Annotated in this window: 9 protein-coding genes; 8 read left to right on the top strand and 1 reads right to left on the bottom strand. The window is 62.2% G+C overall.

Annotated elements, in window-relative coordinates; genetic code table 11:
* Window positions 1-654, top strand: a 654-nt coding sequence (locus tag EB836_RS06895; RefSeq protein WP_205683322.1) for a transposase, incomplete at its 5' end; no start/stop codon positions are given.
* 164 nt (window positions 655-818) lie between these two features.
* Here EB836_RS06895 and EB836_RS06890 read toward each other — a convergent pair.
* Window positions 819-1,076 (bottom strand): hypothetical protein, encoded by a 258-nt coding sequence (locus EB836_RS06890; RefSeq protein ID WP_135538820.1) that lies wholly within the window; start codon window positions 1,074-1,076, stop codon window positions 819-821.
* Window positions 1,077-1,460: 384 nt separating this feature from the next.
* Here EB836_RS06890 and EB836_RS06885 point away from each other — a divergent pair, with 384 nt between their 5' ends.
* From EB836_RS06885 to EB836_RS06855, 7 genes are all read left to right on the top strand, one after another.
* Window positions 1,461-3,077 (top strand): ABC transporter substrate-binding protein, encoded by a 1,617-nt coding sequence (locus tag EB836_RS06885; RefSeq protein WP_135538818.1) that lies wholly within the window; start codon window positions 1,461-1,463, stop codon window positions 3,075-3,077.
* A 76-nt stretch (window positions 3,078-3,153) separates the two neighbouring features.
* Window positions 3,154-4,080, top strand: coding sequence for an ABC transporter permease (locus EB836_RS06880; protein WP_205683321.1), 927 nt, complete (start codon window positions 3,154-3,156; stop codon window positions 4,078-4,080).
* Window positions 4,073-5,062, top strand: a complete 990-nt coding sequence (locus EB836_RS06875; protein ID WP_135538814.1) for an ABC transporter permease — start codon at window positions 4,073-4,075, stop codon at window positions 5,060-5,062. The genes EB836_RS06880 and EB836_RS06875 overlap by 8 nt, the downstream gene beginning before the upstream one ends.
* The gene (locus EB836_RS06870) at window positions 5,059-6,738 is read left to right on the top strand and encodes an ABC transporter ATP-binding protein (protein ID WP_205683320.1); all 1,680 of its coding nucleotides are present in this window, start codon (window positions 5,059-5,061) and stop codon (window positions 6,736-6,738) included. Before EB836_RS06875 ends, EB836_RS06870 begins: the two co-directional genes overlap by 4 nt.
* A 309-nt stretch (window positions 6,739-7,047) precedes the next feature.
* Window positions 7,048-8,958 carry a translational GTPase TypA gene (gene typA / locus EB836_RS06865; protein WP_135538812.1) on the top strand — a complete coding sequence of 637 codons (1,911 nt, stop codon included), beginning with the start codon at window positions 7,048-7,050 and terminating at the stop codon, window positions 8,956-8,958.
* Window positions 8,959-9,004: 46 nt separating this feature from the next.
* The gene (locus tag EB836_RS06860) at window positions 9,005-10,321 is read left to right on the top strand and encodes a PIG-L family deacetylase (protein ID WP_135538810.1); all 1,317 of its coding nucleotides are present in this window, start codon (window positions 9,005-9,007) and stop codon (window positions 10,319-10,321) included.
* A gap of 57 nt (window positions 10,322-10,378) precedes the next feature.
* Window positions 10,379-12,136 (top strand): VanW family protein, encoded by a 1,758-nt coding sequence (locus tag EB836_RS06855; RefSeq protein WP_240689684.1) that lies wholly within the window; start codon window positions 10,379-10,381, stop codon window positions 12,134-12,136.
* The last annotated feature ends 46 nt before the right edge of the window (window positions 12,137-12,182 follow it).

The following is a 12,182-nucleotide window of genomic DNA, read 5'->3' as shown; positions in this document are numbered from 1 at the left end:
GACAAGAGGGTCAAAGCAGCGATCGGAACGATCAGCGACGACGCATGGACTGGCATCGAGTACCCCGATGCGATCTATGACGAGGAGTCCGGTGCCTGGGTCAGTAAGGCTGAAGTCGCCGAGGTTCCGTTCACCGCGTTCACCTCGAAGAAGAAGGCGCTGCAAACTACGGGCCGCTTGGTCGTCCGCCGCATCCCGGAGCTCAACGAGACCAAACGCACTGCCGGGCAGGACCCATTGTTCGACTTGTTCCGTTACCACGCGTTCTTCACCACCGTCGATCAGGATCGTTTCGACACCGTTGTTGCTGATCAAGTGCACCGCAGGCACGCGATCATCGAGCAGATCAATGCGGAGTTGAAGAACGGGGCGCTGGCGCATATGCCCTCCGGGGTGTTCAACGCCAACGCTGCCTGGCTCACGATCGCAGCGATCACTCACAACCTGTTACGGGCGGCTGCCGGGATCATCGGCGGGCGGATGAGCAAAGTGCGCGCCCAGACGCTGCGGACACGGATCATCGGGGTTCCGGCTCGGATTGCTCACCGGGCCAGGAAACTGATCCTGCACCTGCCCAGAGCCTGGCCGTGGGCGACGGAGTTCTCCCGGTTATGGCAATCGGCGTTGGGACCACCCCGGACAATGTCGACCTGACCAATTCGCCCTTGAAAGGGGGCCCGAGACCGCAGTCATGGAGGAGGCTCTGGGAGGCTCAATGTGGAAGAGACCGGTGAGAGACCGGGACACTACCTCCTGCCCACTCATCGTGCCCAAGCTCAAATTCGAGTGGGCCACCGGACATCAAGCAGATCGGTGGATCAAGGGTTAACGAGGATGAGCTCCATACGGTGCAGCTCCACACGAGGGAAGCGATAGAGCACGAAGACCAGAGCCCCGACTGCCAGGGGGATCCCGGCGGCGGCGAGTCCGCGCAGGGAGAAGTCACCTATGAGGATCGAGACGGCGCCGATGGCGCTCAGCCCGCTGGCGACGAAGTACAGGGCAGTCGAACTCGTCGTCCGCACGACGGTCGGCTGAAGACTTCCTGAATTGCGATCCATCTCACTGCTGGCCACCTGGTCATCGTAACCACTGAGACTGGACAAAGCTTGCCGTTTCTATATTGATCTTCGCCCGCCGGCAAGGCGCGCTGGAGGGCAACCTGACGCGTTCGAAGAGACCGAGAGTATCCCGAAGCATCAGGCAGACCTGGTCCGTCAATACAGGACAACTGTCCACCATTCCCCGACAATCACTGCAGTACGTCTTGCCTTCACCGGACAGCCACGTGATTTCAGTAACAGAATGTGAGCCTGCTGATAAAGTCGTCTTTATCCCCTCCGAGCGGGCAGCGACTCTGCACTCCTGAGTAGGAGTACTACTGGGTAGCAGTGGTGCTTCCTGAGTGAGTCACACTGCCCGAGCCGGAGGTCGCATTCGACATAGAAAGAAGGACGTCCATGAAGAAGGCAAAGCGCATTCCCGCGCTCGTGGCAGGTGCCACGGCTCTGGGGCTGATCGCGAGCGGTTGTGGTTCGTCGGGCGGCGACGAAGGCGGTGACTCCGATACACCGATCGCGGCCAGGAGCATCGAACCGCAGAACCCGATTATCCCGACTTCGACGAATGAGGTCGGGGGTGGAAACATTGTCGACGAACTATGGGCCGGTCTGGTGAGCTATTCGCCGGAAGGCGAGACTCAGATGGAAGTCGCGGAATCGATCGAGTCCGAGGACAACGTCAACTGGACCGTGAAGCTCGAGGACGGCTGGGAGTTCAGTGATGGTACTCCTGTGACTGCGGATTCCTTCGTCGACGCTTGGAACTACGGTGCGGATCCGGAGAACGCCCAATTGGGCGCGTACTTCTTCGAACCGATCAAGGGCACCACCGGTGACGGCACCTTCAAGAAAGGGGCCGAGGGCATCTCAGGCCTCGAAGTCAAGGACGATTCGACTTTCACCATCGAGCTCAAGAGTCCCGCTTCGGACTTCGCCGACCGCCTCGGCTATTCGAGCTATTTCCCGCTACCGGAGTCGGCGTTCGAAGACATGGAGGCATTCGGCGAGAAGCCGATCGGAAACGGCCCCTATACCCTGGAATCTTGGGATCATGACGTCGAAGCCCAATTGAAGACGAACCCGGACTACGACGGCAATCGCAAGCCGAAGAACGGTGGCATCACCTTCAAGTTCTATACCGATCCCGAGGCTGCGTATACCGATGTCCAGTCCGGTGTGCTCAACGTCAGCGATGAGATCCCGCCAAGTGCCCTGTCCACCTTCGAAGAAGACGAATCCATCCAGGCGATCAACAAGCCCGGTCCGATCAATACGACAGTGACGATCCCCGATTCGCTCGAGCACTTCGGTGATGACAAAGAGGGTAAGCTGCGTCGTCAAGCCATCTCCCGAGCCATCGACCGGAAGACCATTACGGAGCAGATCTTCGAAGGCACGCACGAGCCAGCTGTGGACTTCAGCTCTCCGGCGATGCCTGACGCATCCAAGGATGTTCCCGGCAATGAGGTGCTCGAATTCGATGCTGACGAGGCGAAGAAGCTCTGGGCCGAAGCCGACAAAATCAACAAGTTCGAAGGGAAGTTCGAGCTCGGTTTCAACGCTGACGGCGCGGGCAACACCGAATGGGTCGAGGCCGTGACTAACCAGGTGCGAAAGAATCTCGACATCAAGGCCGAACCCAAGCCGATCTCCACCTTTGCCGAGTTCCGCGAGCTCATCACCTCCCGCAAGATCGGTTCTGCCTTCCGCACCGGATGGCAGCCGGACTACCCATCGGCATTCTCCTACCTTGCCTCCGTGTTCGGGACGGGAGCAGGGTCGAATGACGGAGATTACTCGAATAAGAAGTTCGATGACGCGATCCGCAAGGCCGCGGCCGCTGAGGGAAAGAAGCGGAACGAGGACATGACCAAGGCTCAGGCAGTCTTGTTCGAAGACCTTCCTGCAATCCCGCTGTGGACTCGCAATTCCTACGGTGCGGCTAGTGCCGACACTTCAGGCTTCGAGTTCACCTGGCAGAATAAGCCGGCGTACCACCTCATCGTCAAGAACTGACACACCATCGTGAGTGCCCATGCCCGGGCAATCGCCTCGGGCATGGGCACTCCCTTCTGCAGGAAGGCGAAAAACTGTGTGGGGATACATAGCACGCAGACTTCTCCAGACGATTCCGGTCGTGCTGGGAGCCACTCTTCTAATCTACGCGATGGTCTTCCTCCAGCCGGGTGATCCGATCGTTGCCCTGTTCGGTGAGAAGCCGGTTTCGGAGACAGCCAGGGCTCAAATCGAAGCGCAATACCACCTTGACCAGCCCTTCATCGTCCAATGGCTGCTCTTCCTCAAAGGTGCAATGGTCGGGGACTTCGGTCTCTCCTACTCTGGACAGCCCGTATCTGATCTCATTGCTCGAGCCCTGCCTGTGACCTTCCAGCTTGCGTTTATGGCGCTGGTCATCGAGGCGGTCCTCGGCGTCATCGCAGGATTCTATGCCGGACTCAGACGAGGGAAGATATTTGATTCGACCATGCTCGTCGTCTCGCTCATCGTCATCGCCATCCCAATCTTCGTGCTCGGCTTTACGATGCAACTCGTCTTCGGAGTCCAATTGGGGTGGGTTCCGCCCACCGTTGGCGGAAACGTGACCTTCACGAACCTTGTGCTGCCCGCAGTGGTGCTCGGTCTTGTCTCCTTCGCCTATGTGCTCAGGCTGACCCGGACATCGGTGATTGAGAATCTCGGTGCAGACCATGTGCGCACAGCGTTGGCTCACGGTGTGCCCCGGACTCAGGTGAACAGGCGGCACGTACTGCGAAATTCGATGATTCCCGTGGTTACCTACTTGGGCGCTGACTTAGGAACGCTTATGGGTGGCGCCGTGGTGACGGAGGGAATTTTCAATATCAATGGCATCGGCAATCTCGCCTATCAGGCAATCCTGCGCGGTGAGAACCCGACTGTCGTCTCCGTGGTCACGGTTATGGTGCTTATCTACGTGGTGATGAGCCTGCTCGTCGACCTTCTCTACGCCGCTCTCGACCCGAGGATTCGCTATGTCTGACCCAACCGCATCGGCCGAGCAGCCTCTGCCCGGCCAGAACCATTTCGTCGCCGACATCGAGCAGACTCCGCTCGAAGCTACCGGAACCGTGGACACTACGGAAGCACCGAAGAGTCAGTGGAAAGAGGCGTGGAAGGTACTCAAGGGCAATTGGCTCTTCTGGGTCTCCGCCGTGCTGCTCCTCTTCATCTTGGTGATCGTGATCGTTCCCGGACTCTTCAGCGGGGTCGACCCCCGATCGGCAGATCTGTCGAAGAGCCTACAGGGTCCGCAATCAGGGCACCCCTTCGGCTTCGACAAACAGGGGTACGATGTCTACTCCCGTGTCATTCACGGTGCCCGGGCCTCGGTGGTGGTCGGTCTGCTCACGACCATCATCGTGATGATCATCGGAATCATCACTGGAGCCCTGGCAGGATACTACGGGCGCTGGGTCGACGCCTTCGTCTCCCGTGTCACGGATATCTTCTTCGCGATCCCGCTCTTGCTAGCCGCGATCGTGGGGCTTTCCGCGCTCAACAACATTTGGCCGGACCGTGGGTATTGGGGCGGAGTGATCGCAGTGGTCATCGCGCTAGCGGCCTTCGGATGGCCGCAGTTCACGAGGATCGCCCGCGGAGCAGTGCTGGAGATCAAACATCTCGAGTTTGTCGACGCTTCCAAGGCGATCGGCTCTTCTCAGATGAAGACGCTGTTCAGTCATATCATCCCGAACTCCTTGGCTCCCGTCATCGTCACCGCGACCGTTTCCCTCGGTGTCTACATCGTCGCCGAGGCGACCCTATCCTTCCTCGGTATCGGTCTGCCCAGCTCGATCGTGTCCTGGGGCAACGACATCGCAGCTGCACAGAGTCAAGTTCGTACCGGATCCAATCTGCATGTGCTGTTATTCCCGGCCGGTGGACTGGCGCTGACCGTGCTCAGCTTCATGCTGCTCGGCGACGCTGTCCGGGACGCACTGGACCCCAAAGTGAGGAAATGATGCCCGCACCGCTACTTACCATCAGAGATCTCCATATCGCCTTCACATCCGACAAAAAGGAGGTACCCGCGGTAAATGGCGTCGATCTCACGATCTACGCTGGCCAGACTGTAGCGATCGTGGGAGAGTCCGGCTCCGGTAAATCGACCACGGCGCACGCCATCATCGACCTTCTGCCGGGCACCGGACATGTCACCTCTGGCTCCATCGAGTTCCAGGGTAACGATCTGACGAAAGCCGACGACGCGACGATGGAGAGTATCCGCGGTTCGAAGATCGGACTTGTCCCGCAGGACCCGATGTCGAACCTCAACCCACTCTACAAGGTGGGGTCTCAGGTGAAGGAAGTCGTTGAGGTCAATGACATCGCCGACCCGGGGGAGGCCGACGCCCGAGTCATAGAACTCCTCGAGGAAGCTGGATTGAACAACGCTGCTGAACGAGCAGCGCAGTACCCGCACGAATACTCCGGTGGGATGAGGCAGCGAGCGCTCATCGCCGCAGGATTGGCAGCCAGACCGGAGCTGCTCATCGCCGATGAGCCGACCTCCGCTCTCGACGTCACCGTCCAGCGCCAGATCCTCGATCATATGAATTCTCTTACCGATGAGCTCGGAGTCGCGCTACTGCTTATCACCCATGACTTGGGCTTGGCCGCGGAGCGAGCGGATCACCTCATCGTTATGTACAAGGGCAATGTTGTGGAATCAGGTCCCGCCTTGGAGATACTTCAGAATCCTCGGCATCCTTATTCGAAGCGGCTGATCTCCTCGGCGCCGTCCCTGCGTAGCCACCGGATCGCGGTGGAGGAGCGGGAGGAGGTCCGGGAGGCTGCTGAGACCGTCGCTCAGGAGGCCGAGGAAGCCGTGGCGCATCCGCACGTGATCAGGGCGCGGGACCTGACAAAGGAGTTCCCGGTGCGGGCCGGCGCGCTGGGACGCAAGATCGGCTTCACCGCCGTCGACTCGGTGAGCTTCGACCTTGAACGGGGAACCACTTCGGCGATCGTGGGGGAGTCGGGTTCGGGGAAGTCCACGGTGGCGCGGATGGTGCTCGGTCTCCTCGAGCCGACTTCGGGCTCCGTGGAGTTCGACGGTAAGAACATCGCGGGACTGCGCACCGGTGCCGGTCAGTTGGACTTCCGAAGGCGGGTGCAGCCGGTGTTCCAGAATCCTTATGCGTCACTCGATCCGATGTACCCGATCTTCCGTTCCATCGAGGAGCCGCTCGTCGTTCACAAGGTCGGATCAAGGTCGGAACGGGAGAAGAAGGTGCGCGATCTTCTCGACAAGGTGTCCCTGCCCGCAGGGGTGATGTCGCGTTATCCGAATGAGCTATCCGGCGGCCAACGCCAAAGAGTGGCCATCGCCCGCGCCCTGGCGCTCGAACCGGAGGTTGTCGTTCTCGATGAGGCGGTGTCCGCTCTCGACGTGCTCGTCCAGGCACAGATCCTCGGTCTGCTTGCCGAACTGCAGGCCGACCTCGGGCTGAGCTATCTGTTCATCACCCACGATCTCGCGGTGGTCAAGCAGATCGCCGATCAGGTCATCGTGATGGAGAAGGGGCGAGTGGTGGAACAGTCCTCGGCGGCCGGAGTGTTCGAGTCCCCGCAGGAGGCTTATACCCGGGAGCTGCTCGCGGCCATCCCCGGAGCTGGAATCGACCTGGCGTCGTGAGTCACGCGGCCTGATCGCGCCTGCGAAGCGCAAGCGTCGCGGGGCCAGGGACGCCGTCCTCGAGGCCACGATGAACGCCTGACCCGGCGAATCGGGCACGCAGCATCCCGCTGTCTGCCGGCGAATGTGGTCGCAGAACCGAAGCAGATCGGCTCCTACTGTCGTCTGTCTTCGGGTCTGTGACCACATTCCGCATTCACGGTCGTGCCGAGTTCCGAACCCCCGGCTGTCAACGGTTGTGAGCGAGTGGCCGTATAATCGTCTGTTGGGTCCGGGCTGGACCGATCTCTCTATCTCAAAAGGTTCTTGATGACTGAAGCCATCACACGACGGGAAAACCGCCGCAATGTAGCAATCGTCGCACACGTCGACCACGGCAAGACCACGCTGGTCGATGCCATGCTCCGGCAGACCGGTGTGTTCAGCGAACACGGTGACTTCGCCGAACGCGTCATGGACTCAGGTGACCTCGAACGCGAGAAGGGCATCACGATTCTCGCGAAGAATACCTCCGTCCTCTACAACGGCCCGTCGGCCGGTGAGGACCCCATCGTCATCAACGTCATCGACACACCCGGCCACGCCGACTTCGGTGGCGAGGTCGAACGCGGACTGTCCATGGTCGACGGCGTCGTTCTCCTCGTCGATGCCTCGGAGGGCCCGCTGCCGCAGACGCGCTTCGTTCTGCGCAAGGCGCTGGCGGCGAAACTGCCGGTGATCCTGCTCATCAACAAGACCGACCGTGCCGATGCCCGCATCGACGGAGTCGTCGAGGAAGCGCAGGACCTGCTCCTGGGGCTGGCCTCCGATCTCGCCGATGAGGTTCCCGACCTCGACGTCGACGCCGTCCTCGACGTGCCCGTGGTCTTCGCAGCCGCGAAGGCAGGTGCCGCCTCCCTCGAACAGCCCGCCGATGGAGAGGTTCCGGACAACCCTGACCTCGAGCCGTTGTTCAAGACCATCCTCGAGACGATCCCGGCCCCGGAGATCAACTCCGACGGTATCCTCCAGGCCCACGTGACGAACCTCGACGCTTCGCCGTTCCTCGGCCGTCTGGCTCTGCTGCGCATCTTCGGCGGCACGCTGAAGAAGGGCCAGCAGGTGGCATGGGCCCGCGGCGACGACATCAGCTCGGTGAAGATCACCGAACTGCTCGAGACCCAGGGGCTCGACCGCGTCCCCGCCACGGAGGCCTCGGCCGGTGACATTGTCGCCGTGGCCGGCATCCCGGACATCATGATCGGCGACACGCTCACCGACATCAACGATCCGAAGCCGATGCCGGCGATCATCATCGACGATCCTGCGATCTCGATGACCGTGGGCATCAACACCTCGCCTCTGGCCGGCCGCGAGAAGGGGACGAAGGTCACCGCCCGCATGGTCAAGGACCGTCTCGACCAGGAGCTCGTCGGCAACGTCTCGCTCAAGGTCGTCCCGACCGAGCGCCCGGACGCGTGGGAGGTGCAGGGGCGCGGTGAACTCGCACTGGCCATCCTCGTCGAGCAGATGCGGCGCGAGGGCTTCGAACTCACCGTCGGCAAACCGCAGGTCGTGACCAAGCAGGTCGACGGCAAACTCCACGAGCCCTTCGAGGAGCTCACGATCGACGTTCCGGAGGACTACCTCGGTGCCGTGACCCAGCTGCTCGCCGCCCGCAAGGGTGTGATGGAGACCATGACCAACCACGGCACCGGTTGGGTGCGCATGGAATTCAAGGTTCCCGCGCGTGGTCTCATCGGATTCCGCACCCGTTTCCTCACCGAGACTCGCGGCACCGGCATTGCGAACACGATCTCCGCCGGATACGCCCCGTGGGCCGGCAGCATCGAGTTCCGCATCAACGGCTCGCTCGTCGCCGACCGCCCAGGAGTGGTCACCCCGTACGCGATGATCAACCTGCAGGACCGCGGATCCTTCTTCGTCGAACCCACCTCCGAGGTGTACGAGGGCCAGATCGTCGGCGAGAACTCCCGCGCCGACGATATGGACGTCAACATCACGAAGGAGAAGAAGCTGACGAACATGCGTTCGGCCTCGGCGGACACCTTCGAGAACCTCACCCCGCCGCGCAGGCTCACCCTGGAGGAGAGCCTCGAATTCGCCCGTGAGGACGAATGCGTCGAGGTCACTCCCGGTGCGATCCGCATCCGCAAGGTTGAGCTCGATCAGAAGGAACGTGCGAAGCTCTACGCCAAGCTGCGCCGCCAGAACGCCTGATCCAGCACACCGTATGACCTCGAGCACCCAGAGCACCCAGGAACACATGACCACCACGCCACGCGTCCTCCTCGTGCACGCTCATCCCGACGATGAGACGATCACGACGGGAGGCACAATCGCCGCGTTGGTCTCCGAGGGTGCCGAGGTCATGGTCCTCACCGCCACGCGCGGTGAGGGCGGCGAGGTGATCCCGGCCGAGCTCAAACACCTCGAAGGCGACCGTGCCGGTCTGGCGGAGGTCCGCGAACAGGAGATCGCCGAGGCGATGCGTGCCCTCGGGGTGCGCCTGCACACCTTCCTCGGCGGATCCACACGCGTCTTCGAGGACTCGGGGATGGAATGGGGCCCCGACGGTCATGCCCGTCCCGCCTCCGAGATGTCCGAGGATGCCCTGTGCGCGGCCGATCTCACGACCGTGGCACGGCACATCGCCGCTGTCATCGACGCCTTCTGCCCGCACGCGGTCATCACCTACGCCGCCAACGGCGGCTACGGCCACCCCGACCACGTCCGGGTCCACGAAGCGACGACGGCCGCGATCGACCTCGCCGAATGGCGGGTCGGTCGGCTGCTCTTTGTCGACACCCCCACCGAGGTGGCCCGCCGAATCTTCGACCCCGCTCAGGATGGATTCGCTGCCACCGGGTTCGCCGCCGCCGACTCGATCCCGGCCAAACCTCCGGTCGGTCAGATCGTCATCGGTCAGGATGTGTCCTCGGTGCTCCCGGCCAAACGCGCAGCGTTGCAGGCCCACCGCACCCAGGTCAGCGTCTCCGATCGCTTCTTCGCCCTGTCGAACGGCGTCGGGCAGGCGATCGGCGATCACGAGTACTTCTCCATCGGTGCCGGAGCTGAGATTCCCGCCGAGGCGCTGCGTGAGGGTCCGGCTCCGCACGTGCTCACCGGTCTCGACCTCGCAGCGGTGGATGCCCAGGAACAGGGTGCGGCGCCGATGCGTCGTCGTCGGGAACCGCGCAGACCGGGGGTCTTCGCGTACCTGCACGCTGCCGTGCTCGCGGTGATCATCGCCTTGCTCGGTGCCATGCAGCATCTCAATGCCACGGTGGTCAACCTCGGCGATACTCCGCTCATTCTGCCGTGGGGCCTCGTGCTGTCTCTGCTGCTGGCCGCGGCGGGGCTGTGGCATCTGAAGACGATGTATCGCAGCAGCGCACCGATGCTCCTGGCAGCAGTGGTCATCGCCGTACTGTCCTACATTCTCGGACAGCCGAGCTGGCTGCCGGGCGCCGACATGATCGTCACCGGTATGCTGCGTTCCGTCGTCTGGCTGCTGGGACCGATGCTGCTGGCAGCGGTGTTCTCATTCATCAGTGTGCGCGGGCCGAGTCGAACTCGTTAGACTCGTTAGACTCGTCCGCACACAGCCGAACCAGTCGTTCACGACATTCTCGGGAGAATGATGTCGACTCAGACCCTATCCGACGGAAACTCGCACCCCGGCCGGCGGCCGGCCGGTGATGACGCGCGGAAGAAGATCTGGCCCGTCGTCGTCCTGCTCAGCGTCGTCGTCCTTGCGGCGCTCTACATCATCATCGGATTCTTCAGCGGACGCGTGCTGGGATCGGGAACCACCGTCGCCGGCATCGACATCGGCGGCAAGAGCGCCACCGAAGCGGAGAACACTCTGCGCAACGATCTGCGCGAGAAGGCGGAGAAGACGATTGTGCTCCAAGCCGGGGAGCCGACGGCGAAACTCGATCCGACGAAGGCCGGCATCACCTTCGACGCCGAGGCGACGGTCGAGCGAGTCACGGGATTCTCCCTCGACCCCACCGTCATCTGGCACCGCCTGTTCGGGGAGGACAAGGTCGCCCCGGTCATCGACGTCGATGAGGAGAAGTTCGACTCCGCCACCGCGAAGGTCACCGAATCGCTTGCCGTCGAACCGACGAACGCGGAGCTGAGTTTTGAGAAGACCACTCCGAAGGTCAAGGACGGTGAGAACGGGCAGACTGTCGACACCGCACAGGTGCGCACCGCGATCGACAAGCATTGGCTGCGCACGGACGGGGCGCTGCCCGTCGAACCGAGCGACGTGGAACCGGACATCACCACCGACGAGGCGCAGGAGACGGCCGATGGGTTCGCCGAGGATGCGGTGAGCGCAGACGTGACGATCACCGCGAAGCCCGGCAAGGGCGCGGACTCGTCCGTCAAGGGCGGTGAGCTCAGTGTCTCTCCGAAGATCATTGCGAAGACGCTGACATTCAAGGCGAAGGACTCGAAACTCGTTCCGGTCTTCGACCAGGACGAACTGCAGGAATCGGTGCTCGCCGCGAACAAGGGCATCGGCAAACCGGCGAAGGATGCGAGCTACACGATCAAGGACGGAAAGCCGCAGGTCGTTCCCGCCGAGGACGGCATCGGGATCAAAGCGAAGGAACTGAGCGCCGCGGTCACCGATGCCATCAACGGCAAAGACGAGAACCCGACGGTCTCCCTGGCTTCGGTCAAACCCGACTTCACGACGAAGGACGCGGAGAAGGCGGATATGTCCTCGACCGTCTCCCACTTCTCCACCGGGTACAGCTCCGATCCCAACCGCGATACCAACCTGCGAGTGGCGTCGAAGAAAGTCTCGGGAACCGTGCTGCAACCGGGTGAGCAGTTCTCCCTCAACGAGGCCCTCGGCCAGCGCACCGGCGCCAACGGGTACAAGCCCGCCGGCGTGATCTCGGACGGGCAGATGAAGGAGGACTACGGCGGGGGAGTCTCGCAGGTGTCGACGACTCTGTTCAATGCGGCGTTCTTCGCCGGATTCGACCTCGACGAGCACCAGGCCCACTCGCGCTACATCTCCCGCTACCCCGAGGGCCGGGAGTCGACGCTCGACTGGTCCTCGATCGACCTGAAGTTCACGAACACCTCGAAGTCACCGGTCGTCCTCGACATGTACCTCAAGGGCGGGGAAGTCCATGCGAAGGTCTTCGGCGTCAAGAAGTACGAGGTCTCGGCCGATGCCTCCGACCGGTTCAACCGCACTTCACCGGGATCCGTCACCGAGAGCGGTCCTTCCTGCACCCCGCAGGCGCCGAAGGGCGGATGGTCGATCAAGATCACCCGCACCCTCAAGGACATCAGCTCGGGACGGACGACGCAGGACGGGTTCACCACCGTCTACCGCCCCGTGAACAAGGTCGAGTGCAAAGACTGAACCCGACGCTGTTCGGGACCGTCTCCGCGTGTGTGCGACTCGGCCG

The sequence above is a fragment of the Brevibacterium sp. S111 genome, from assembly GCF_004745075.1.
Taxonomy (GTDB): Bacteria; Actinomycetota; Actinomycetes; order Actinomycetales; family Brevibacteriaceae; genus Brevibacterium.
This window is presented reverse-complemented; position numbering and strand designations above follow the sequence as displayed.

Coding starts and splice junctions, on each gene's coding strand:
- EB836_RS06860 (WP_135538810.1), top strand. CDS start 9,005: ATGACCACCACGCCACGCGTCCTCCTCGTGCACGCTCATCCCGACGAT.
- typA (WP_135538812.1), top strand. CDS start 7,048: ATGACTGAAGCCATCACACGACGGGAAAACCGCCGCAATGTAGCAATC.
- EB836_RS06855 (WP_240689684.1), top strand. CDS start 10,379: ATGATGTCGACTCAGACCCTATCCGACGGAAACTCGCACCCCGGCCGG.
- EB836_RS06875 (WP_135538814.1), top strand. CDS start 4,073: ATGTCTGACCCAACCGCATCGGCCGAGCAGCCTCTGCCCGGCCAGAAC.
- EB836_RS06870 (WP_205683320.1), top strand. CDS start 5,059: ATGATGCCCGCACCGCTACTTACCATCAGAGATCTCCATATCGCCTTC.
- EB836_RS06885 (WP_135538818.1), top strand. CDS start 1,461: ATGAAGAAGGCAAAGCGCATTCCCGCGCTCGTGGCAGGTGCCACGGCT.